The following is a 22539-nucleotide window of genomic DNA, read 5'->3' as shown; positions in this document are numbered from 1 at the left end:
ACCGTCCGGCCATGGCATAATCCGTCACCTTTTATTTACGGCACCTGCAAAGGGGGCAATTCCTTGACCGTTTCAAGCAAAACGTTGCACCTTTTCGGCATCAAAGCCTGCGACACCATGAAAAAGGCGCGCACCTGGCTCGATGAACACGCTGTCAGCTATGACTTTCATGATTACAAGGCGGTCGGTATCGACCGTGAACACCTGACCCAATGGTGCAACGAGCACGGCTGGGAAGTGGTGTTGAACCGTGCAGGCACGACCTTTCGCAAGCTCGACGACGAACGCAAAGCCGATCTCGACCAGACGAAAGCCATCGAACTGATGCTCGCACAACCCTCGATGATCAAGCGCCCGGTGCTTGATCTCGGTGACCGAACCCTGATTGGCTTCAAGCCAGATATCTACGCGGCCGCGCTCAAGTAAGCAGCCCGTTTCAATTTGCTAGAGGTATCAACATGTCTACTACCCTGTTCAGCCTGGCCTTTGGTGTCGGCACTCAAAACCGTCAAGGCGCATGGCTGGAAGTGTTCTACGCCCAGCCACTGCTCAACCCGCCCGCCGAACTGGTCGCCGCCATTGCGCCGATCCTCGGTTACAGCGAAGGCAACCAGGCCATCACCTTCACCACCGCGCAGGCCGCGCAACTGGCTGAAGCCGTGAAAGGCATCGACGCGGTACAAGGCAAACTGCTGACCCGCCTGGCCGAGAGCCACAAGCCGCTGGTTGCCACCTTGCTGGCCGAAGACGCCCAGCTGTCGTCCACCCCTGAGGCCTACCTCAAGCTGCACCTGCTGAGCCATCGCCTGGTCAAGCCACACGGCCTGAACCTGGCCGGGATCTTCCCGCTGCTGCCGAACGTGGCCTGGACCAGCCAGGGCGCTGTCGACCTGAGCGAACTGGCCGAACTGCAACTCGAAGCCCGCCTGCGCGGCGAACTGCTGGAAGTGTTCTCGGTGGACAAGTTCCCGAAAATGACCGACTACGTGGTTCCGGCCGGCGTGCGTATCGCTGACGCTGCGCGCCTGCGTCTGGGTGCCTACGTGGGCGAAGGCACCACCGTGATGCACGAAGGTTTCATCAACTTCAACGCCGGCACCGAAGGCCCGGGCATGATCGAAGGCCGCGTATCCGCTGGCGTATTCGTCGGCAAGGGTTCGGACCTGGGCGGCGGCTGCTCGACCATGGGCACCCTGTCGGGCGGCGGCAACATCGTGATCAAGGTCGGCGAAGGCTGCCTGATCGGCGCCAACGCCGGTATCGGTATCCCGTTGGGCGACCGCAACACCGTCGAGTCGGGCCTGTACGTGACCGCTGGTACCAAAGTCGCGCTGCTGGACGAGAACAATCAACTGGTCAAAGTGGTCAAGGCCCGTGAACTGGCCGGCCAGCCAGACCTGCTGTTCCGTCGCAATTCGGAGACCGGTGCCGTGGAATGCAAAACCCACAAATCGGCCATCGAGCTGAACGAAGCGCTGCACGCTCACAACTAAGCCACACGATCCCTGTTCCTGTAGGAGCGAGCCTGCTCGCGATGGACGTCAACGATAACGCGGGGCATCAGACAGCCCGTGTCGTCCAAGCGATCATCGCGAGCCAGCTCGCTCCCACAGGGATCAAGTGCATAGGCCGAACAGCATGATGATTCTCTCCCCCTGGCGTGTCGATTTTCCGGCCATCGCCGCCCTGCAACGGCAAGACCAGACCTATCTGGACAACGCCGCCACTACGCAAAAACCTCAAGCCCTGCTCGATGCACTGGCGCACTACTACGCCAACGGCGCGGCCAACGTGCATCGGGCACAGCATTTACCCGGCGCCCACGCCACCCAGGCGTTCGAGGACAGCCGCCGCAAAGTCGCGCAATGGCTCAATACTGGCGATTGCGGGCAGATCATATTTACCCACGGCGCGACGTCCGCGCTGAATCTCCTGGCCTATGGCCTGGAACATCTTTTCAATCCGGGCGACGAGATTGTCATCAGCGCCCTGGAGCATCACGCCAACCTGCTGCCGTGGCAGCAACTGGCGCACCGTCGCGACCTGAAACTGGTGATCCTGCCGCTGGATGCCGACGGCGTGATCGACCTTGAAGCCGCCGCCGGTTTGATCGGCCCACGCACGCGTCTGTTGGCGGTCAGCCAGTTGTCCAACGTGATTGGCGCATGGCAGCCGCTGTCTGAATTGCTGGCACTGGCCAAGGCGCACAACGCCCTGACCGTGATCGACGGCGCCCAGGGCGTGGTCCATGGTCGCCACGACGTGCAGGCGCTGGGCTGTGATTTCTATGTGTTCTCCAGCCACAAGCTCTACGGCCCCGATGGCCTGGGTGTGCTGTTCGGGCGCAACACAGCACTGCAACAACTGCGTCCCTGGCAGTTCGGTGGTGAAATGGTGCTCGATGCCAATTATCACGACGCACGCTTTCGCCCGGCACCGCTGGGTTTCGAGGCCGGGACGCCGCCGATTGCCAGCGTGATCGGCCTGGGAGCGACCCTGGACTACCTCGCCGGGCTCGATCAGGACGCCGTGTCTGCCCATGAAGCCGCGTTGCATGCCTGTCTGCTCAAGGGCCTGGAGGCGCGCAACGGCATTCGCCTGCTGGGCAAGCCGCAAGTGGCACTGGCCAGTTTCACCGTCGAGGGTGTGCATAACTCCGATCTCGCGCATTTGCTGACCGAACAAGGGATCGCGGTGCGTGCCGGCCACCACTGCGCGATGCCGCTGCTCAAACGCTTCGAACTGGCCGGAGCGATTCGGGTGTCGTTGGCGCTGTACAACGATTCCGAAGACCTGGAGCGGTTCTTTGAAGCCCTGGATCAGGCGCTGGAGCTATTGCGATGAACCTGCCTGCCGATGCCGTGACGGCACTCGATATCTTTCAGAAAGCGGCAGGCTGGGAACAACGCGCACGCCTGCTGATGCAATGGGGCGAGCGCCTGCCCGCGTTGAGCGACACGCAAATGTGCGACGCCAATCGGGTACACGGCTGTGAAAGCCAGGTGTGGCTGGTGGGCGAGTTGCGCGACGGTCATTGGCAGTTCAGCGCCAACAGTGATGCACGGTTGATTCGCGGGTTGGTGGCGTTGCTGCTGGCGCGGGTCAACGGCTTGTCCGCGGCCGAGTTGCAGCAGGTGGATTTGCCGGACTGGTTCAATCAGCTGGGGTTGGGGCGGCAGTTGTCCGAGTCCCGCAGCAATGGCTTGAATGCGGTGCTTCAGCGGATGCGGGAGTTGGCTCAATAAGAGGGCTGCTTCGCAGCCCATCGCGGGCAAGCCCGCTCCCACAGGAGGAACGCATTCCAATGTGGGAGCGAGCTTGCTCGCGATGAGGCCTTCAGCCACACCGACTAAACCTGCGGTTTGACCCGCTCCGCCGGCCGCCGCACACCCGCGACAATCTTGTCCACAGCCTTGGTCGCCGCGACCATGCCAAACGTCGCCGTTACCATCATCACTGCGCCAAACCCGCCAGCACAGTCGAGCTTCACGCCATCACCGACAAAACTCTTCTGCAGGCAAATGCTGCCGTCCGGTTTCGGGTAGCGCAGTTGCTCGGTGGAAAACACGCACGGCACGCTGTAGTGGCGGGTCACGGTGCGTGAGAAGCCGTAGTCGCGGCGCAGCGTGGAGCGCACCTTCGACGCCAATGGATCATTGAACGTGCGATTGAGATCGCAGACCTGGATCAACGTCGGGTCAATCTGCCCGCCCGCGCCGCCGGTGGTGATGATCTGGATCTTGCGCCGCTTGCACCAGGCGATCAGCGCGGCCTTGGCATTGACGCTGTCGATGCAGTCGATCACGCAGTCGATGTTCGGCGTGATGTACTCGGCCATGGTGTCGCGGGTCACGAAGTCAGGCACCGCATGCACCGTGCAGTCCGGGTTGATCCCGCGCAGACGCTCGGCCATCACCTCAACCTTGGGCTTGCCCACCGTGCTGTCCAGCGCGTGCAACTGGCGGTTGGCATTGCTGACGCAGACGTCATCGAGGTCGAACAGCGAAATTTCGCCAACACCACAACGGGCCATGGCTTCCGCCGCCCAGGAACCGACGCCACCGACGCCCACGATCGCCACATGGGCCGCTTTCAGGCGCTCAAGGCCTTCAATGCCATACAAGCGGGCGATGCCAGCAAACCGCGGATCTTCTGTACTCATGACCATTACCCCAAAAACCGGCGCGCATTATAGGGCCGTCGGCGCCCAAGAGCATCATTGCGCTATGAACGGGCAACATCCACGAAAAATACATCGAACAAAGATTCGTCCTACACGCTCTAAAGAAAGAACTTAAACCGACTTGGATTGCCCAATGTCCGGCAATTCCCTGTCCGCTGTACGACCAGAGAATGCCCGGTGTAGGATGCGCGCCCCTTGGCGACCGCCAACCGTTCCTTCGTTCCACAGTCTTTGGAACCCGAAATAACTATGTCATCGCGTAAATTTGGACTCAACCTGGTCGTGGTGCTCGCCATCGCAGCCTTGTTTACCGGCTTCTGGGCGCTGATCAACCGCCCGGTCACCGCCCCCAACTGGCCTGAACAGATCTCCGGCTTCTCGTACTCGCCATTCCAGCAGGGCCAGTTCCCGCAGAAAGACCAGTACCCGACCGACGATCAAATGCGTCGCGACCTGGAGATCATGAGCAAGCTGACGGACAACATCCGCATCTACTCGGTCGACGGCACGCTGCAGAACATCCCGAAACTGGCGGAAGAGTTCGGCTTGCGGGTGACTCTGGGGATCTGGATCAGCCCGGACCTGGAACGCAACGAACGGGAAATCACCCGTGCCATTGAAATCGCCAACTCCTCGCGCAGCGTGGTTCGTGTGGTGGTCGGCAACGAGGCCATTTACCGCAAGGAAATCACCGCCCAGGAACTCAGCGTCATGCTCGATCGCGTGCGTGCCGCCGTGAAAGTGCCGGTGACCACGTCCGAACAGTGGCACGTGTGGGAAGAACACCCGGAACTGGCCAAGCACGTCGACCTGATTGCCGCGCACGTCCTGCCTTACTGGGAATTCGTCCCGATGGACAAGGCCGGGCAGTTCGTCCTCGACCGCGCCCGCGACCTGAAAAAGATGTTCCCGAAAAAACCACTGCTGCTGTCCGAGGTGGGCTGGCCGAGCAACGGCCGCATGCGTGGTGGCGCCGACGCCTCCCCGGCGGACCAGGCGATTTATCTGCGAACCCTGGTCAACAAGCTCAATCGCCAGGGCTTCAACTACTTCGTGATCGAAGCGTTTGACCAGCCGTGGAAAGCCAGCGACGAAGGTTCCGTCGGCGCCTACTGGGGCGTGTTCAACGCCGCGCGCCAGCAGAAGTTCAACTTCGAAGGCCCGGTGGTGGCGATTCCGCAATGGCGCGTGCTGGCCATTGGTTCGGTGGTATTGGCGCTGTTGTCGCTGACCCTGCTGATGATCGACGGCTCGGCCCTGCGCCAGCGTGGCCGTACCTTCCTGACCTTCATTGCGTTCCTGTGTGGTTCGGTACTGGTGTGGATCGGTTACGACTACAGCCAGCAATACAGCACCTGGTTCAGCCTGACGGTGGGCTTTTTGCTCGCCCTCGGTGCGCTCGGGGTGTTTATCGTGCTGCTGACCGAAGCCCATGAACTGGCCGAAGCGGTGTGGGTGCACAAGCGCCGGCGCGAGTTCCTGCCGGTGGAAGGCGACTCCAGCTACCGCCCGAAAGTGTCGATTCACGTGCCCTGTTACAACGAGCCGCCGGAGATGGTCAAACAGACCCTCAACGCCCTGGCCAACCTCGACTATCCGGACTTCGAAGTCCTGATCATCGACAACAACACCAAGGACCCGGCTGTCTGGGAACCGGTGCGCGATTATTGCGAAACCCTCGGCCCGCGCTTCAAGTTCTTCCACGTGGCACCACTGGCCGGCTTCAAGGGCGGCGCGCTGAACTACCTGATCCCGCACACCGCCAAGGACGCCGAAGTGATCGCGGTGATCGACTCCGATTACTGCGTGCACCCGAACTGGCTCAAGCACATGGTGCCGCACTTCGCCGACCCGAAAATCGCCGTGGTGCAGTCGCCGCAGGATTACCGCGACCAGAACGAAAGCACCTTCAAGAAGCTCTGCTACGCGGAATACAAAGGCTTCTTCCACATCGGCATGGTCACCCGCAACGACCGCGACGCGATCATCCAGCACGGCACCATGACCATGACCCGTCGCTCGGTGCTCGAAGAGCTGGGCTGGGCCGACTGGTGCATCTGTGAAGACGCCGAACTGGGCCTGCGGGTATTCGAAAAAGGCCTGTCGGCAGCGTATTACCACACCAGCTACGGCAAGGGTCTGATGCCCGATACCTTCATCGACTTCAAGAAACAGCGTTTCCGCTGGGCCTACGGAGCAATCCAGATCATCAAGCGCCACACCGCCAGCCTGCTGCGCGGCAAAGACACCGAGCTGACACGTGGCCAGCGCTACCACTTCCTCGCGGGCTGGTTGCCGTGGGTGGCGGACGGCATGAACATCTTCTTCACCGTTGGCGCGCTGCTGTGGTCGGCGGCAATGATCATCGTGCCGCAACGGGTCGATCCGCCGCTGCTGATCTTCGCAATCCCGCCATTGGCGCTGTTCGTGTTCAAGGTCGCCAAGATCATCTTCCTCTACCGTCGTGCGGTCGGGGTGAATCTGAAGGATGCCTTCTGCGCGGCACTGGCCGGTCTGGCGTTGTCCCACACCATCGCCAAAGCGGTGCTGTACGGTTTCTTCACCAGCAGCATTCCGTTCTTCCGTACGCCGAAGAATGCCGACAACCACGGCTTCTGGGTGGCGATTTCCGAAGCCCGGGAAGAGATGTTCATCATGCTGCTGTTGTGGAGCGCGGCCCTGGGGATCTACCTGGTGAACGGCATGCCGAGCAACGACATGCGCTTCTGGGTCATCATGCTGCTGGTGCAGTCGCTGCCGTACGTCGCGGCGCTGATCATGGCGTTCCTGTCGTCGCTGCCGAAACCGGCCACCGAGCCTGAAACGGCACCTGTCGTCTAAATCTGCGCGGATGCACTAAGCGGCGGCCAATGGTCGCCGTTTTGCTTTAAGATAAGCGCCATTTTGCGGGGCCTGGCGTGTCGGGGTTTACAGAACGAACCCGATACCTGTGGGAGCGAGCTTGCTCGCGATGGCGATGTAACAATCAAAGTTTATGTTGACTGACACAACGCCATCGCGAGCAAGCTCGCTCCCACATTTAGCCCGCGCCCACATTCATGATTTTCGGAGTTTTCCATGACGGCCCACGCCGACCTTTCGCCGACCCTCCAACTCGCCATCGACCTGATCCGCCGTCCGTCCGTGACGCCGATCGACGCCGATTGCCAGAAGCAGATGATGCAGCGCCTGGGCGATGCCGGTTTCACCCTGGAACCGATGCGCATCGAAGATGTGGATAACTTCTGGGCCACCCACGGCCAGGACGACGGTCCGGTGCTGTGCTTCGCCGGCCACACCGACGTGGTCCCGACCGGCCCGGTGGCGGCCTGGCAGATCGAACCGTTCAACGCGCTGATCGACGAACACGGCATGCTCTGCGGCCGTGGCGCCGCCGACATGAAAGGCAGCCTCGCCGCCATGACCGTCGCCTCCGAGCGTTTTGTCGCCGACTACCCGAATCACAAGGGCAAAGTCGCCTTCCTGATCACCAGCGACGAAGAAGGCCCGGCGCACCACGGCACCAAGGCCGTGGTCGAACGCCTCGCCGCGCGCAAGGAACGTCTGGACTGGTGCATCGTCGGCGAACCGTCGAGCACCACCCTGGTGGGTGACGTGGTCAAGAACGGTCGTCGCGGCTCCCTCGGCGCCAAGCTGACCGTGCGCGGTGTGCAAGGCCACGTGGCCTACCCGCACCTGGCCAAGAACCCGATCCACCTCGCCGCCCCGGCCCTGGCCGAACTGGCAGCCGAGCACTGGGACCACGGTAACGATTTCTTCCCGCCGACCAGTTTTCAGATCTCCAACGTCAACTCCGGCACCGGTGCGACCAACGTGATCCCGGGTGACCTGGTGGCGGTGTTCAACTTCCGTTTCTCCACCGAATCGACGGTCGAAGGCCTGCAAAAGCGCGTCGCCGACATCCTCGACAAGCATGGCCTGGACTGGCACATCGACTGGGCGCTGTCCGGCCTGCCGTTCCTCACCGAACCTGGCGCGCTACTCGACGCGGTGTCGGCGAGCATCAAGGACATCACCGGTCGCGAAACAAAAGCGTCCACCAGCGGTGGTACCTCCGATGGCCGCTTCATCGCGACCATGGGTACCCAGGTTGTTGAGCTGGGCCCGGTCAACGCGACCATCCACCAGGTCAACGAACGTGTGCTGGCAGCCGATCTCGACGTGCTGACCGAAATCTACTACCAGACCCTGATCAAGTTGCTCGCCTGATGCTTGCGTGCCCGATCTGCAGTGAGCCGCTCAATGCGGTGGACAACGGCGTAGCCTGCCCCGCCGGGCATCGTTTCGACCGTGCGCGCCAGGGTTACTTGAACCTGTTGCCGGTGCAGCACAAGAACAGCCGTGACCCTGGGGATAACCAGGCGATGGTCGAAGCCCGCCGCGACTTCCTGAATGCCGGGCACTACGCCCCGGTGGCCAAGCGTCTGGCGGAGCTGGCTGCCAGTTATGCACCACAGCACTGGCTGGACATCGGTTGTGGCGAGGGTTACTACACCGCGCAAATCGCCGAGGCCCTGCCAGATGCCGAAGGTTATGCCCTGGACATCTCCCGCGAAGCAGTCAAACGCGCCTGCAAACGCAACCCGCAGCTGACCTGGTTGATCGCCAGCATGGCGCGGGTGCCGTTGGCTTCCGGCAGTTGCCAGTTCCTGGCCAGCGTCTTCAGCCCGCTGGATTGGGAAGAAGCCAAGCGCCTGCTCAGTGTTGGCGGCGGCCTGATGAAAGTCGGGCCGACCAGCGGCCACCTGATGGAACTGCGCGAGCGGCTGTACGACGAAGTCCGTGAATACACTGACGACAAGCACCTGGCCCTGGTGCCGGGAGGCATGGCGCTGGCCCACAGCGAAACCCTGGAATTCAAACTGACGCTGGAAAGCGGTCAAGACCGGGCGAACCTGCTGGCCATGACGCCCCACGGCTGGCGCGCCAGTGCCGAGCGCCGTGCTGCCGTTATCGAGCAGGCCGAGCCGTTCGAGGTCACCGTGTCGATGCGCTACGATTATTTCGTACTTCAATAATCTTAATTTTTGGTCTCGGGCAAATGCTCAAGACCGGCTAAATCCGCGAATGGATTTTTCAGACCCGCAGTGAGGACATCCATGCGCCAACCCGATATCGAGATTTACCTGAAAGACGCCGACGTCGACCACAAAGCCATTGCCGCCTGGCTCGGTGCGGCATTGGGTCCGTGCACCGATTGGGTCCAGAAGGGCCAGACCTACAAGTGCAAGGCTGGCAACGTGCCAGTGACCTGGCTGCCAAAAGCCGTCGGCAAATGGAACAGCCTGTATCTGGAAAGCGACCAGACCCCATGGGACGACGACATCGCCTGCGCCCGCGCCGCGTTTGCCGCGCTCAACGTGGAAGTGCGTTGTGCACCGGGCACCTGGGTCGAGGAAGAAGGTGAAGAGACGGCGGACCGCTGGATTCGCATCAGCGCCGATGGTGAAGAAGAAATCACCTGGAAAACCGCGTAAAAACCTACACACCAAACCTGTGGGAGCGAGCTTGCTCGCGATGAGGCCCTTTCAGTCAACATCCATGTTGAATGTCAGACCGCTATCGCGAGCAAGCTCGCTCCCACAGTGTTTTTGGGCGTTCTGAAGATTCTGGTTACAGACCTACAACATCCTCAGCCTGCAACCCTTTCTGCCCTTCCACCACCGCATATTCAACCTGCTGGCCTTCGGTCAGCGAACGGTGGCCTTCACCGCGAATCGCGCGGTAATGCACGAACACGTCCACCCCGTCCTCGCGCTGGATGAAGCCGTAGCCCTTGGCGTCGTTGAACCACTTCACGTTGCCGGTTTCGCGTGTTGCCATTTGTTCATACTCCCTTTTTATTATTGGTCGGGCTTTTCGCAGGAAAGCCTCGGGAACGTCAGCCTGCGCATACCGGTCCCATGAGGGCAACGGCGACAGAGCGCCGAGTATATGACAGACGTTAAAACTCTCAACAAGAGTTTACTTTCGCGCTTTTTTGCCGATTTTCAGCGAATCCGGCACACTATCGGCCTCCCGAGCAAACGCTCGGTTTTATTCACTCACGCAGAAGCCGTATGACCCGCTCCCCGTTCCGCCGTCTTGTGTTTGGCACCCTGCGCCGACTGTTGTACCTCTGGGTTCGCTCCGAGACGATCAACCAGTCGTCGTTCACCCTCAACCTCGACCGCAGTCGTCCGGTGTTCTACGTCCTGCAAAACCCTTCGCTGACCGACCTCGCCGTGGTCGACACCGAATGCAGCAAGGCCGGCCTGCCACGCCCGGTACTGCCGGTATCGGTGGGCAACCTGCTGGAGCCTGCCGCGTTCTTCTACCTGACGCCGGACCCGGACTGGCTCGGCCGCCAGGACAAGCGCGGAGCGCCGCCGACACTGACCCGCCTGGTCAGCGCCCTGAGCCAGAACGCCGCCGAAGATGCGCAGATCATCCCGGTCAGCGTGTTCTGGGGGCAGTCGCCGGACAGCGAAAACAGCCCATGGAAACTCCTGTTCGCCGATAGCTGGGCCGTTACCGGGCGTCTGCGTCGGTTACTGAGCGTCATCGTCCTGGGACGCAAGACCCGCGTGCAGTTCTCCGCGCCGATCCACCTGCGCGAACTGATCGAGCACGACAAGGGCCACGAGCGCACCGTGCGCATGGCCCAGCGCATCCTGCGGGTTCACTTTCGCAACCTGAAGGCTGCGGTAATCGGCCCGGACATTTCCCACCGCCGCAACCTGGTCAAAGGCTTGCTGAACCAGCCACAGGTCAAACAAGCGATCCTCGACGAAGCCGAGCGCGAGAACATCTCGCCGGAGAAAGCCAAAGCTCAAGCGCTACGCTACGGCAACGAAATCGCCTCGGACTACACCTACACTGCGATCCGTTTTATGGAAGTGGTGCTCAGCTGGTTCTGGAACAAGATCTACGACGGTATCAAGGTCAACCACATCGAAGGCGTGCAGAAGGTCGCCCAGGGTCACGAAGTGATCTACGTGCCGTGCCATCGCAGCCACATCGACTATCTTCTGCTGTCCTATCTATTGTTCCGCAACGGTTTGACCCCGCCGCACATTGCCGCGGGCATCAACCTGAACATGCCAGTGATCGGCGGCCTGCTGCGTCGCGGCGGTGCGTTCTTCATGCGCCGCACCTTCAAGGGCAACCCGCTGTACACCTCGGTGTTCAACGAATACCTGCACACCCTGTTCACCAAGGGTTTCCCGGTGGAGTACTTCGTCGAAGGCGGCCGCTCGCGCACCGGGCGCATGCTGCAACCGAAAACCGGAATGCTGGCGATCACCCTGCGCAGCTTCCTGCGCTCATCGCGCATGCCCATCGTCTTCGTGCCGGTGTACATCGGCTATGAGCGCGTGCTGGAAGGCCGGACCTACCTCGGCGAACTGCGCGGTGCGGCCAAGAAGAAAGAGTCGATCTTCGATATTTTCAAAGTCATTGGCGCACTCAAGCAGCGCTTCGGCCAGGTGGCGGTGAACTTCGGTGAGCCGATCAAACTGGCGGAATTTCTCGACAGCGAACAGCCGGACTGGCGCAAACAGGAACTCGGCCCGCAGTTCAGACCGGCCTGGCTCAACGAAACCACCAACCGCCTCGGCGAGAAAGTCGCCCGGCATCTGAACGAAGCAGCGGCGATCAACCCGGTCAACCTGGTGGCACTGGCGCTGCTGTCGACCACCCGACTGGCGCTGGATGACCGGGCCATGGCGCGGGTGCTGGATCTGTACCTGGCGCTGCTACGCAAGGTCCCCTATTCGCCACACACCACCTTGCCGGAAGGCGATGGCCGGGCGTTGATCGAGCATGTGAAGGACATGGACCTGCTGTCCGAGCAAAGCGATGCCCTGGGCAAGATTCTCTATCTGGACGAACAAAACGCCGTCCTGATGACCTATTACCGCAACAACGTACTGCACATCTTCGCGCTGCCGGCGTTGCTGGCGAGCTTCTTCCAGAGCGCCTCGCGCATGAGTCGCGAACAGATCCTGCGCTACACCCGCGCGTTGTATCCCTACCTGCAAGCGGAGCTGTTCATTCGCTGGTCGCTGGACGAACTGGATGCGGTGATCGATCAATGGCTGGAGGCGTTCGTCGAGCAAGGCCTGCTGCGCTTCGAGAACGACGTGTACTTGCGCCCGGCGCCAAGCTCGCGGCATTTCGTGCTGCTGACCTTGCTGTCGAAAAGCATCGCCCAGACCTTGCAGCGTTTCTACATGACCGTGTCCCTGCTGCTCAACAGCGGCCAGAACAGCATCAGCGCCGAAGAACTGGAAGACCTGTGCACGGTCATGGCCCAACGCCTGTCGATCCTGCATGGCCTGAACGCCCCGGAATTCTTCGACAAGAGCCTGTTTCGCCACTTCATCCAGACCATGCTCGACCTTGACGTGCTCAAGCGCGATGAAGCGGGCAAGCTGAGTTATCACGAACTGCTCGGTGAACTGGCCGAAGGCGCGGCCAAGCGCGTATTGCCGGCGGAGATTCGTTTGTCGATCCGTCAGGTGGCGTTGCATCGCAGTGAAGATGCAGCCGACGCCACCCCACCTTTGTAAACCGTCTAGATTGATCAGGGCGCCAGTCGGTTCTGGCGCCCTCGATACGGAGATTGACCGATGAAAAAACTGCCACTGATCGCAGCCGCCATCCTGCTGACAGCCTGCCAGCACCCGACACCGGCGCCCAAGGCTTCCCTTGATGGAGAAGTCTTCTACCTGCAACGCATCGCCCTGCCACCGACGGCGGTCCTGAGTGTCAGCCTGCAGGACATTTCACTCGCCGATGCCCCGGCGAAGGTCATCGACGAACAGCGCGGCCAGATCAAAGGGCAGGTGCCGCTGGCCTTCCATCTCAGCTACGACCCGCTGAAGATAGAGCCCAACCACCGTTACTCGGTGAACGCGCGCATCGAAGTCGACGGCAAACTGATGTTCATCACCACCGAAAATCATGCCGTGCGCCTGGACGGCACCGATCCACAACCGCTGAAGGTCCGTGTCGACCCGGCCCGCTAAGTGTCTTTTTCGAAAAAGGAAGTTGCCATGTTCCGCCCTACCCTCCGCTTTGCCGGCCTGTGCGCAGGCTTGATGATCTGTGCCAACGCCCTGGCGCTGTCCCTCACCGACCTGTCGCAGAAAGACGCCACCGGCGGCCTCAAGGACGCACTGACCCAAGGCGCGCAACTGGCCGTCAAACAACTCGGCACCCCGGGTGGTTTCAGCAACAATCCCGATGTGAAAATCGAACTGCCGGGCAAGCTGGGCAAAGTCGCGAGCAAGATGAAACAGTTCGGCATGGGTGACCAGGTCGATGAGCTGGAAGCCAGCATGAACAAAGCGGCAGAAACCGCCGTGACCCAGGCTCAGCCAATCCTCGTCGATGCCGTGAAGAAAATGACCGTGGAAGATGCCAAGGGCATCCTCAGCGGCGGCAACGACTCGGCCACCCAATACCTGAACAAGACCAGCCGCGAACAGATCCGCGCCAAATTCCTGCCCATCGTCAAGCAAGCCACCGACAAGGTTGGCCTGGCCCAGCAGTACAACTCGTTCGCCGGACAAGCGGCGACAATGGGCGTAGTGGATGCGAAAAACGCCAACGTCGAAAACTACGTCACCGAGCAGGCGCTGAATGGCTTGTTCGAGATGATCGGCAAACAGGAAGAAACCATCCGCCAGAACCCGGCGGCTGCAGCGACCAGTTTGGCGAAGAAAGTGTTTGGCACGCTCTGAGCCGCTACACAAAACCTGTGGGAGCAGTCTTGCTCCCACAAAGGTTCAGGCCGCTGATACGGGTCTTAGAAAGAACACCCACTCGCGCCCCATCTTGCGTTTCTCGAACAACTTCAACGCGACCAGCCCATTTAGCGTGGCTGATGCCGTGTTGTAAGAGCAACCGAGATTTTCCTTCACATTGACCGCCGTGAACTCCTTGGCCATTCCGCTCCTGGCTACCTGAAACAATGCCCGCTGTTTCTCGGTGAGCTGGTCGAGAAAACCACTTTCACGCAACCAGCAATCAAATTGCTCAGCATCGTCCAGACTTTTCCGATAAGTCCCGGTAAAACTGCCCACAGCCCGCAACACCACCGAACACTGGAAATCGATGAAGTACGTCAGATCCAGCTCATCCGCTTCGGTATTCAAATACGACCGCCCGTACTTCAACGGCGCATTGCGCAACAAAACACTGATGGCGATGTAGCGAAACGCCGAGTAGTCATTTTTGAACATGAACCAGTAAAACAACGCGCGCGCTACCCGACCGTTGCCGTCGCGAAAAGGATGCTCGTAACCCAAGACAAAATGCAGCGCGATGGCTTTGATCAATGGATGAAGGTAGTCCGCTTGATGAGGGTTGTTGTGGGGTTGATTGATCCACTTCGCCAGCCCCTGCAAACGTGACACGAGCCCTGTTGCAGGTGGTGGCGAATGCACGGTGTTGCCCTCGCCATCCTGGACTACGACGTCATCGTTGGTCCTGAATGCTCCAGGCGAGTACTGCGAATCGTCGATCCCCTCGACGCCAACTCGATGCATGGCCGCAATCAGCTCAACGCTCAGTGGCTCGTAACGCTGCTCCCAGGCGAAGTTCATCATCTTGAAGTTACCGATGACCATTCGCTCATCCGGCGTGCGCGGCGAACGATGGCGCTTAAGCATGTCCTTGGCCACCCGCGTCGTGGTGGCCGCACCTTCGAGCTGGCTGCTGCTGATGGCCTCGTCTTCGATCAGATCATTGAGCAAATAGCTGAAATGAGCGCGCTCGCCAATCTGGCCGGTCATGTATTCCAGCACTGCGGTTGTCGCCTGACGATCCACTACGGAAATGGCTTTTTGCGCCTGCGGCGTCAGCATGAACTTCAGCCAGCACGCCGGTTCACCCAATGGCAAAAGGCTCGAATACTGTGCAGTCCGCGCTTTCTTGACCAAGGCCCAGCACAGGTTCGAATCCAGCCCGGGCGCCCAGCGGTAGCGCAATGAATCGAACGGCAGGTAACGCCCCTGATCGTCCAGGGGCTTGAGCAAGGCGAGGTACTCCGAAAGGCGTTCCTTGTGGGGCGATCGCAACAGCCGATCAAACACCGGATCGGACCGGCCCCTCAATGTGGGTGGATTTTTCATGGCGCTGTCTCAAACATGCGTGAAACGGGGTTCTGAGTACAACACCTGAGTTTTTCAGCCTCAATATCAGACGGGTCCGAGATAGATGTAGGAACAATGAAGGCCCGTTGGTTGGTACAGGTTCAGCGGGCTTCTTCCTTTGGCTATTGCTGCGGATCCAGCTGATCGAGGACCCGGTTCACTGATAGCTGCGCGAGGACGATCATCTGCTGAATGCCGAGCGCCAGATTGCAGGTTGGGCCGCTCAGGATGGACGACAGTTCGGTTGCCATTACATTCGCTGAGGCAAGGGTTTCGTAGGCATGGACCAGCAGGGTTTCGGAATTGATGCCGGGGCGGATGGTGAAAATTGGGCAGGGGCGACTTGAAGCGCCGATATGTTCTGCGGTTTCTGAAGCCGGGGGGTTTGGGCTGGGTTTGATCATTGTGAAGCTCCTAACGAAAGTTGGAGCCGCCAGCATCACTTGCAGATGATGGGTGGCAGCTGTGTGCAGGTCTGCAAGACCGAGTCGTTAGGCAACCTCGGCAGACCCGAAGATCTCCCGCACACAGCCACCATAAATCGGTGGTCGCTAAAAAAGCGCCACGATTATAGGTGCGCCAGTGGGCGCCTAACAAACTATTGGCGGGCTTGCAGTCCCGGTCACTGAATTGGCAGCGACGGGCGAAGGCTAGAGATCGTGCTTCCGACGGGCAACCTGAAAGTCTTGTGGGAATGGTCTGAATGGTTGGCTTGGGCGAAAAACATTGTTGACTGTTGGGCGGCCATCGCGAGCAAGCTCGCTCCCACAATTGAGTCGGGTACATCCGTGAGGGATTGGTTGGCTAGCAGGCCGCCATCGCAGGCAAGCCAGCTCCCACAATTTGACCGAGTACATTCGGAAGAAACAGGTCGGCTGGCAGGCCGCCTTCGCGAGCAGGCTCGCTCCCACAATGGGTCGGCGTACACCCACTGATTTTCACCACTCATCAGGTCGAGCGTTAGCTCGCCTGCAGCTTTTGATCTTGATCCACCCGCCCCCTCGGGAGGCTGAGTGGAGGTGTTCATCCGGGGATTGGCGCGCAGCGCCGTTCGACGCAGTCGAACTCATTGCATGTAGGTCGAAGCGAAGCCGACCGGAGGGCAATGCCCCCGGATGAATACCGCAGCGAAGGAACCCCGAGCCTTGGCGAGGGGCCGGACGTTCGGGGCGAGACCTTTTGGTTCCTTTTGGGGCGCTTGCCAAAAGGGACTCGCCGTAAGGGCGAAACCGCCAGTGGCCGTTACCGCAGGAATGGATATGTACACCATCAAAAAACAGCCTGGTCGGCCCGAAGGCCGCCAAGGTCAAACCGACTCTTTGCGAACCCGAAACCAGGCGGCATAAAGGGCAGGCAAAAACAGCAGCGTCAACGCCGTAGCCACAATCAACCCCCCCATGATCGCCACCGCCATCGGCCCAAAGAACACACTGCGCGACAGAGGAATCATCGCCAACACCGCTGCCAGCGCCGTCAGCACGATCGGCCGGAACCGCCGCACCGTCGCCTCGATGATCGCCTGCCAAGGCTTGAGCCCCGCCGCAATATCCTGCTCGATCTGATCCACCAGAATCACCGAGTTACGCATGATCATCCCGGACAAGGCGATAGTCCCCAACATGGCCACGAAACCAAAGGGCTGGCGGAACACCAACAGAAACAGTGTCACCCCGATCAACCCCAGCGGCGCCGTCAGGAACACCATCGCCGTGCGCGAAAAACTTCGCAGCTGCAGCATCAGCAAGGTCAACACCACCACGATGAACAACGGCACACCGGCCTTCACCGAGTTCTGTCCGCGCGCCGAGTCTTCCACCGTGCCGCCGACATCCAGCAAGTAACCATCCGGCAGTTCGGCGCGAATCGGATCGAGGGTCGGCATGATCTGCTGCACCAGCGTCGCCGGTTGTTCCTTGCCATAGATGTCGGCGCGAACCGTCACGTTGGGCAGGCGGTTGCGGTGCCAGATGATGCCCTCCTCGAAGCCGTACTCCAGGGTCGCGATCTGCGACAGCGCGACACTGCGACCGTTATCGGTCGGTACCGCCAGGCTCGGCAGCAACGACAACTCGGTGCGCTCATGCACGGTGCCGCGCAACAGAATCTCGATCAACTCGTTGTCTTCACGGTACTGGCTGACACTGGAGCCGGTCAGGGAGCTTTGCAGGAACCTCGACAGGTTGGCCGTGCTCACGCCCAGCGCCCGCGCACGGTCCTGATCGATGTTCAGGTACACCACCTTGCTCGGTTCTTCCCAATCCAGGTGGACATTGACCACATGCGGGTTCTCGCGAACCTTGGCCGCGACCTTGCGCGCCAGCGCCCGCACCTCCTCGATGTGCTCCCCGGTCACGCGGAACTGCACCGGGTAGCCAACCGGCGGACCGTTTTCCAGACGCGTGACCCGCGAACGCAGTGCCGGGAATTGCTCGTTAAGGGTTGAGATCAACCAGGTGCGCAGGGCTTCCCGCTCTTCGATGGTTTTCGCCAGGACGACAAACTGGGCGAAGCTCGCCGCCGGCAGTTGCTGATCCAGCGGCAGGTAGAATCGTGGCGAACCGGTACCGACGTAGGCCACGTAGTTGTCGATCCCGGCCTTGTCCTTGAGCAGCGCTTCGAGGCGTTTGACCTCGTCGGCGGTGTTGCTCAGCGAAGCGCCTTCGGCCAGTTTCAGATCGACCATCAGCTCCAGGCGACCCGATGCCGGGAAGAACTGCTGCGGCACAAACTTGAACAGCACGATGGAAGCGATGAACAACAGCACGGTCGCCAGGATCACGGTCTTGCGCCAGCGCACGCACCACTCCACCAGACGCCGGACGCGCTGATAAAACGGCGTGGCATAGGGATCGGGCTGGCCGGCACCGTGTTTGGCGGCATGAATCTTCGCCAGGTCCGGCAGGAGTTTTTCCCCGAGGTACGGCACGAAGACCACCGCGGCCACCCACGACGCCAACAGCGCGATGGTGACCACCTCGAAGATCGAGCGGGTGTATTCGCCAGTGCCCGATTGCGCCGTGGCAATCGGCAGGAAGCCGGCCGCGGTGATCAGCGTACCGGTGAGCATCGGGAACGCGGTACTGGTCCAGGCATAACTCGCCGCTTTGACCCGGTCGAAGCCCTGCTCCATTTTGATCGCCATCATTTCCACGGCGATGATCGCGTCGTCCACCAGCAAACCCAGGGCCAGTACCAGCGCGCCGAGGGAGATCTTGTGCAGGCCGATGCCCAGGTAATACATGCACGCGAACGTCATCGCCAGCACCAGCGGAATCGCCAGCGCCACCACCATGCCGGTGCGCACGCCAAGGGAGAAGAAGCTCACCAGCAACACAATGGCCAGCGCCTCGACCAACACTTGCACGAACTCACCAACACCGGTTTTCACCGCCGCCGGTTGGTCGGAGACTTTGCGCAACTCCATGCCGGCCGGGAGGTTTTTCTGTATGCGGGCGAACTCGATTTCCAGCGCCTTGCCCAGTACCAGGATGTCACCGCCGTTCTTCATTGCCACCGCCAGGCCGATGGCGTCTTGCGCCATGAAGCGCATGCGCGGTGCCGGTGGATCGTTGAAACCACGGCGCACGTCAGCCACGTCGGAGATGCGGAAGGTGCGATCACCGACCCGGATCGGGAAGTTCTTGATCTCGTCGACCGTTTGAAAATTCCCCGTCACCCGTAGCTGCAAACGCTCGCTGCTGGTTTCGAAGAAACCTGCCGTCGACACCGCGTTCTGTTCTTCAAGGGCTTGCTGGACGACCGCCAACGGCAAGCCGAGGGTGGCGAGCTTGACGTTGGAGAGTTCGATCCAGATTTTCTCGTCCTGCAACCCCAGCAGCTCGACCTTGCCCACATCCTTGACCCGTTGCAGCTGGATCTGGATGCGGTCGGCGTAATCCTTGAGCACGGCGTAGTCGAAACCCTCGCCGCTCAGGGCGTAAATATTGCCGAAAGTGGTGCCGAATTCATCGTTGAAAAACGGTCCCTGAATCCCCGGCGGCAGGGTATGACGGATGTCGTTGATCTTCTTGCGCACCTGATACCAGAGCTCCGGGATCTCCACCGAGTGCATGGAGTCGCGCGCAATGAAGGTCACCTGGGATTCGCCGGGGCGGGAGAACGACACGATGCGTTCGTATTCGCCGGTTTCCATCAGTTTCTTTTCGATGCGTTCGGTGACCTGGCGCGAGACTTCCTCGGCGGTCGCCCCCGGCCAGTTGGTGCGAATCACCATGGCCTTGAAGGTGAACGGCGGGTCCTCACTCTGGCCGAGTTTGGTGTAGGAAAGTGCGCCGACGATGGCCAGCAACAGCATCAGGAACAGGACGATCTGGCGATTACGCAGCGCCCATTCGGAAACGTTGAAGCGCATCGGGGCTTACTCCTTGTCCGCCAGATTGACCACGCGATTGGAGCGATCCACCGGGCGCACCTGCTGCCCTTCGAGAAGCACATGAACACCGGCGGCCACCACCCAGTCGCTGGCGTTGAGTCCTTCAAGCACCGGTACGGTTTTCTCGCCGAAGGCACCGACCCGCACCGGGGTCCTTTGCAAGGTGTTGTTGGCGCGGACGACCCAGACATAGGTCACGCCGTTTTCCGCCGTCAGCGCAGACAGCGGAACGGACAGTGGAACCACGTCGGCGGCCTGCACGAACACTCGGGCGCTCTGGCCCAGTTCGACTGGCACAGTGCCGGTCTTGAAGGCGATACGCGCCGCGAAGGTACGCGACTTGGGATCGGCTGACGGCGACAATTCACGGATGCGCCCGGCGAGACGCTGGTCGGGCTGGGTCCAGAGTTCCACCGACACCGGTTCACCGACCTTGAAGCGGCCGAAGTTCTGCTCCGGCAGGCTGATCAAGACCTCACGCTCGCCATCGGTTGCCAGTGTGAACACCGTTTGCCCGGCTGCCACGACTTGCCCGACTTCCACCAGGCGCTTGGCCACGACGCCGTCCTGCGGCGCACGCAACACGGCGTAGCTGGCCTGGTTATTGGAAACGTTGAATTCGGCTTTGATTTGCTTGAGGCGCGCTTCACCGGAACGGTAGAGGTTTTCGGCGTTGTCGTATTGCGAACGACTGACCAGTTGGCGCTCCATCAGGGTCTTGTAGCGATCACGCTCGGATCGCACCAGGTTCAGATTGGCTTCGGCGGCTGCGACCTGGGCGCGAGTGGCCTCCAGTTGCAGGCGCACGTCCTGGGGATCGAGCTCCGCCAAGGGTTGATCGGCCTTGACCCGCTGCCCCTCCTCGACCAGTCGTCGGCTGACTTTGCCGCCGATGCGGAACGCCAGATCCGGCTCATACCGCGCGCGAACTTCACCGGGATAGCTTTCCATGGCCTGTGCCGAAGGCTCTGGCTGGACCACCATGGCCGGGCGCACGCTGACTTGCGGCGCTTCTTCATGACCACACGCAGACAATAAAAAAGCCAGGGTGACTGGCAACGCGAGGGACAAGGCATAGCGGAACATGGTGAAGGACCTTTCGCTAATGGTGCTTTGAATAATTATACTGAGCAGTATGTTATTAATAGCAAACTCACCAGTCCAGTAATAAAAACGAATATGCCAAACAATCTTTCAGCACCCAATGGCCCAGGCAGACCCAAGGACCTGGTCAAGCGCCAGGCCATTCTCGATGCAGCGAAAGTGCTGTTTCTGAGTAAGGGTTATGCCAATACCAGCATGGATGCCGTCGCGGCCGAGGCCGGTGTGTCGAAGCTGACGGTCTATAGCCACTTCAACGACAAGGAGACGCTGTTCTCCTCCGCCGTGATGGCCAAGTGCGAGGAACAGTTGCCACCGCTGTTCTTCGAACTGCCGGAAGGCGTGGCCGTGGAAACCGTGCTGCTGAACATCGCGCGCGGTTTTCATCAACTGATCAACAGTGATGAATCAGTGAACCTGCACCGCCTGATGATGACCCTGGGCAGCCAGGATCCGAAACTCGCGCAAATTTTCTTTGAGGCCGGCCCAGAGCGCATGCTGCATGGCATGGAGCGCCTGCTGAGCAAGATCGATGAAAGTGGTGTGCTGCGCATCGACAAGCCGCACAACGCGGCCGAGCACTTCTTCTGCTTGCTCAAGGGCGCCGGAAATTTCCGTTTGCTGTATGGCTGCGGCGAGCCGCCGGTTGGCGAAGAGGCGGAGAGCCATGTGCGGGAGGTGGTGGGGTTGTTTATGCGGGCTTATCGGCCTGAGTGAGCCTGATGGATTGTTGGTGTCTGGACTGACGCCATCGCGAGCAAGCTCGCTCCCACAAGGATTTCACCGTACCTGTAGGAGCGAGCGAGCTCGCGATTGGGGCGACTCGGCCCTACGGCTTGAGCGCCTTCTTCGGATAAATGTCATACCGACTGGATTTGCCATCCAGCGCATGACTCGGCTTCGGCCCTTCAATGCAAGGCGCCTTGCGCGGGCGCTTGACCACCACCCTGTGGCTGGCCAGGGCCAACGCGACCTCGAGCAATGCCGGCGCATCCGGATCATCGCCCACCAGCGGCCGGAACAGGCGCATTTCCTTCTTCACCAGCGCGGTTTTCTCGCGGTGCGGGAACATCGGGTCGAGGTAGATCACCTGGGGCGGTTCGCCCTCCCAGTTGCGCATGACCTCGATCGAATTGCCCTTGAGCAAGCGCATGCGCGCCACGATCGGCGCCACGTCGAAATCTTCCGCGCCACGGGCCAGGCCGTCTTCCAGCAAGGCACCGATCAGCGGCTGACGCTCGATCAGGCTCATCTCGCAACCGAGGCTGGCCAGCACGAACGCATCCTTGCCCAGCCCCGCCGTGGCATCCAGCACCCGCGGGCGCACGCCTTGGGCGACGCCAACAGCCTTGGCGATCATCTGCCCGCTGCCGCCGCCGTACAGTCGGCGATGGGCCGCACCACCCTCGACGAAGTCCACCCGCACCGGCCCCGGCGCATCCGGCCCCAGCTGTTGCAGCTGCAAGCCCATGTCACCCACCTGCAAGGCAAATTCGCCGTCCGCTACTTGCATTGGCAAGCCCAGGCGCTCGGCCCATTGCTCGGCTTGTGGCTCGAAAGCCGCGTCGAGGGCCTGGACATGGATGCGGCAGGCCGCAGGTTGATCAATCATCGGAAAACACGCTCAAAAAATTAATGATCGGCAAAAACTGCCGATAACAAAACTATCGAGCATTTTGCCAGAGCTGAGCGTCTACCGA

19 protein-coding genes are annotated in these 22539 nt (G+C 60.7%); 12 read left to right on the top strand and 7 right to left on the bottom strand.

All coding sequences use genetic code 11. The features are described from left to right. Window positions 1-63: 63 nt before the first annotated feature. The 4 genes from AC1Q6Y_RS11955 to AC1Q6Y_RS11940 all read left to right on the top strand — a co-directional run bounded on the left by AC1Q6Y_RS11955 (window position 64) and on the right by AC1Q6Y_RS11940 (window position 3245). Window positions 64-426, top strand: a complete 363-nt coding sequence (locus AC1Q6Y_RS11955; RefSeq protein ID WP_008052792.1) for an ArsC family reductase — start codon at window positions 64-66, stop codon at window positions 424-426. A 32-nt stretch (window positions 427-458) separates the two neighbouring features. After that, window positions 459-1493, top strand: coding sequence for a 2,3,4,5-tetrahydropyridine-2,6-dicarboxylate N-succinyltransferase (gene dapD, locus AC1Q6Y_RS11950; protein WP_102669823.1), 1035 nt, complete (start codon window positions 459-461; stop codon window positions 1491-1493). A 145-nt stretch (window positions 1494-1638) separates the two neighbouring features. Further along, window positions 1639-2844 carry an aminotransferase class V-fold PLP-dependent enzyme gene (locus AC1Q6Y_RS11945; RefSeq protein WP_492624616.1) on the top strand — a complete coding sequence of 402 codons (1206 nt, stop codon included), beginning with the start codon at window positions 1639-1641 and terminating at the stop codon, window positions 2842-2844. Continuing rightward, complete coding sequence (locus tag AC1Q6Y_RS11940) at window positions 2841-3245, top strand: SufE family protein (protein ID WP_057716179.1); 405 nt, start codon at window positions 2841-2843, stop codon at window positions 3243-3245. Before AC1Q6Y_RS11945 ends, AC1Q6Y_RS11940 begins: the two co-directional genes overlap by 4 nt. A 104-nt stretch (window positions 3246-3349) precedes the next feature. Here the strand turns inward: AC1Q6Y_RS11940 and tcdA are convergent, their stop codons facing one another. Then, a complete protein-coding gene (gene tcdA, locus AC1Q6Y_RS11935; RefSeq protein WP_046041104.1) occupies window positions 3350-4168 on the bottom strand; it encodes a tRNA cyclic N6-threonylcarbamoyladenosine(37) synthase TcdA in 819 nt (272 codons plus the stop codon). Window positions 4169-4432: 264 nt separating this feature from the next. Here tcdA and AC1Q6Y_RS11930 point away from each other — a divergent pair, with 264 nt between their 5' ends. The 4 genes from AC1Q6Y_RS11930 (at window position 4433) to AC1Q6Y_RS11915 (ending at window position 9681) form a co-directional block, all read left to right on the top strand. Then, window positions 4433-7024 (top strand): glycosyltransferase, encoded by a 2592-nt coding sequence (locus tag AC1Q6Y_RS11930; protein ID WP_218495033.1) that lies wholly within the window; start codon window positions 4433-4435, stop codon window positions 7022-7024. A 237-nt stretch (window positions 7025-7261) separates the two neighbouring features. Continuing rightward, window positions 7262-8413, top strand: a complete 1152-nt coding sequence (gene dapE / locus AC1Q6Y_RS11925) for a succinyl-diaminopimelate desuccinylase (protein WP_223458812.1) — start codon at window positions 7262-7264, stop codon at window positions 8411-8413. Beyond that, window positions 8413-9222, top strand: a complete 810-nt coding sequence (locus AC1Q6Y_RS11920) for a putative RNA methyltransferase (RefSeq protein ID WP_090453368.1) — start codon at window positions 8413-8415, stop codon at window positions 9220-9222. The genes dapE and AC1Q6Y_RS11920 overlap by 1 nt, the downstream gene beginning before the upstream one ends. A gap of 81 nt (window positions 9223-9303) precedes the next feature. After that, entirely contained in the window at window positions 9304-9681 is a 378-nt protein-coding gene (locus tag AC1Q6Y_RS11915) for a hypothetical protein (RefSeq protein WP_057716183.1), read from the top strand. 136 nt (window positions 9682-9817) lie between these two features. Here the strand turns inward: AC1Q6Y_RS11915 and AC1Q6Y_RS11910 are convergent, their stop codons facing one another. Further along, window positions 9818-10027: a cold shock domain-containing protein gene (locus tag AC1Q6Y_RS11910; protein WP_007954750.1), complete on the bottom strand. Its 210-nt coding sequence runs from the start codon at window positions 10025-10027 to the stop codon at window positions 9818-9820. 236 nt (window positions 10028-10263) lie between these two features. On the opposite strand from AC1Q6Y_RS11910, the gene plsB reads away from it, so the two are divergent. The 3 genes from plsB to AC1Q6Y_RS11895 are packed head-to-tail and all read left to right on the top strand — an operon-like array spanning window position 10264 to window position 13932. Then, entirely contained in the window at window positions 10264-12756 is a 2493-nt protein-coding gene (gene plsB / locus AC1Q6Y_RS11905; protein ID WP_492624615.1) for a glycerol-3-phosphate 1-O-acyltransferase PlsB, read from the top strand. Window positions 12757-12816: 60 nt separating this feature from the next. Continuing rightward, on the top strand, window positions 12817-13215 hold the full coding sequence (locus AC1Q6Y_RS11900; protein ID WP_090453364.1) for a YbaY family lipoprotein: 399 nt from the start codon (window positions 12817-12819) through the stop codon (window positions 13213-13215). Between the two features lie 27 nt (window positions 13216-13242). Next, entirely contained in the window at window positions 13243-13932 is a 690-nt protein-coding gene (locus AC1Q6Y_RS11895) for a DUF4197 domain-containing protein (protein ID WP_057716186.1), read from the top strand. 45 nt (window positions 13933-13977) lie between these two features. On the opposite strand, the gene AC1Q6Y_RS11890 is transcribed toward AC1Q6Y_RS11895, so the two are convergent. The 4 genes from AC1Q6Y_RS11890 to AC1Q6Y_RS11875 all read right to left on the bottom strand — a co-directional run bounded on the left by AC1Q6Y_RS11890 (window position 13978) and on the right by AC1Q6Y_RS11875 (window position 20824). Then, on the bottom strand, window positions 13978-15324 hold the full coding sequence (locus AC1Q6Y_RS11890; protein WP_154861819.1) for a Fic family protein: 1347 nt from the start codon (window positions 15322-15324) through the stop codon (window positions 13978-13980). A 143-nt stretch (window positions 15325-15467) separates the two neighbouring features. Next, a complete protein-coding gene (locus tag AC1Q6Y_RS11885) occupies window positions 15468-15749 on the bottom strand; it encodes a DUF6124 family protein (protein WP_492624614.1) in 282 nt (93 codons plus the stop codon). A 902-nt stretch (window positions 15750-16651) separates the two neighbouring features. Beyond that, window positions 16652-19717 (bottom strand): efflux RND transporter permease subunit, encoded by a 3066-nt coding sequence (locus AC1Q6Y_RS11880; RefSeq protein WP_057716189.1) that lies wholly within the window; start codon window positions 19715-19717, stop codon window positions 16652-16654. Between the two features lie 6 nt (window positions 19718-19723). Beyond that, entirely contained in the window at window positions 19724-20824 is a 1101-nt protein-coding gene (locus AC1Q6Y_RS11875) for an efflux RND transporter periplasmic adaptor subunit (protein ID WP_223504703.1), read from the bottom strand. 93 nt (window positions 20825-20917) lie between these two features. Here AC1Q6Y_RS11875 and AC1Q6Y_RS11870 point away from each other — a divergent pair, with 93 nt between their 5' ends. Then, the gene (locus tag AC1Q6Y_RS11870) at window positions 20918-21556 is read left to right on the top strand and encodes a TetR/AcrR family transcriptional regulator (protein WP_340315477.1); all 639 of its coding nucleotides are present in this window, start codon (window positions 20918-20920) and stop codon (window positions 21554-21556) included. A gap of 112 nt (window positions 21557-21668) precedes the next feature. Here the strand turns inward: AC1Q6Y_RS11870 and AC1Q6Y_RS11865 are convergent, their stop codons facing one another. Beyond that, window positions 21669-22451: a class I SAM-dependent methyltransferase gene (locus AC1Q6Y_RS11865; protein ID WP_492624613.1), complete on the bottom strand. Its 783-nt coding sequence runs from the start codon at window positions 22449-22451 to the stop codon at window positions 21669-21671. Between the last annotated feature and the right edge of the window lie 88 nt (window positions 22452-22539).

The organism is Pseudomonas sp. GW823-FHT06E10 (assembly GCF_058794995.1).
The sequence above is the reverse complement of the archived record's forward strand: the minus strand, read 5'-3'. Positions and strand labels throughout refer to the sequence as shown.